Below are 1,267 nucleotides of genomic sequence, written 5' to 3' on the forward strand. Positions count from 1 at the left end.
TCTTCTTCTGTTGTTATATCAACTAAAGATACAAAAGAAATACCGCTTATATTTTCCCATTGAATTAATTTTGTACTATTGTTAGAGTACAATCCTATTCCATTGTTATTTATAACAGCAAGTCTTTCTCCTCCATACATTTGAATCTGTTTTATTCCTCTAATTGTTATCCAGAAAGCTATTAAAGAAAAAACTCCTGATAATAGCCTTACTAAAAATGGAAGGTCAGGTGGGATGATAGCAACTGCTAAAAAGCCTGTACCTGCAAGTAATGGAATACCTACATTTAAAAACTTACTACTACTTAATAATAAAATTCCACCTTTATATGGCTTGACTTTATCAATATACATTTTTATCACCAGTTATTAAAGTTCTAATATAAGATATTAAAGAAAATACACCCAATATAAAAAACATTCCAAGTAGTCCATCTATAAAGTAATTTACAGCAAAACTCATTATAAATTCAATTATTTTTGTGTTTCCTGTTAAATACTCAAAAATTAAAAAACCTGTAAATAAAAAGGAAGCAATTACTATCCCGTAAAGAAAGTTTGTAAATTTTATTATTTTTTTCTTTTTTTCTTCTGCTTTTGCTTCTATTAAACTTTTTTCATAAAGATATAAAGGGACAAAAAATATTAAAGTAAATATTGCTCCGTAAATCAAAGTATAAAAAATTTGTATTTTTAGTTCTTGTATAGTTTGTCCCCTATATCTAAGTAAAAACCAGAAAAAAGCAGGAAAAGCAATTACAAAAAGTATGCTTAATAAATTTAAAAGGACATTTTGCCCTCTATTTTGGGCTATTATTTCCATAGAAGATTTTGCATTTTTTGTTATGGGCTCTTGTAATATCTCATCAAGTGTTATATCTTCAACAGCTTTACCTTCTGATTTTAAGACAAATGTATCAACTCCTATATTTTCACCTTCAACAACTAAAACAAGCTCATAACCTTTTTCCCAGTTTTCTGGAAAATTTTCTTTTATATCAAATTTAAATGGGATTTCCACATAATTTTGGAAAGTGTAAGGATAACTTTCAACTGTTTGAGACCATAAAGCTTTTTCTCCAAGCTCCATTTCTCTGTTTGAAATAACATAAACCTTTTGTAGAATAAGATGAACCTTTACAGGTTTTCTTTCTTTAATCTGAAGTCCTTTATATACTATTTTTCCTTTTAATTTTCCACCGGCAGATATATCTTCAACTTCAACAACAAGATTTTTTGAGATTTTTTTGTTTTTTATGTATAAACGT

2 protein-coding genes are annotated in these 1,267 nt (G+C 27.3%); both read right to left on the minus strand.

The window, feature by feature from the left end; translation table 11 throughout:
- Positions 1-353, minus strand: a 353-nt coding sequence (locus HG1285_RS00990; RefSeq protein WP_008289508.1) for a hypothetical protein, incomplete at its 3' end; no start/stop codon positions are given.
- Positions 343-1,267: hypothetical protein (locus tag HG1285_RS20070; protein WP_008289509.1), on the minus strand; the 925-nt coding region annotated here is incomplete at its 5' end. The genes HG1285_RS00990 and HG1285_RS20070, both read right to left, overlap by 11 nt.

The organism is Hydrogenivirga sp. 128-5-R1-1, assembly GCF_000171895.1.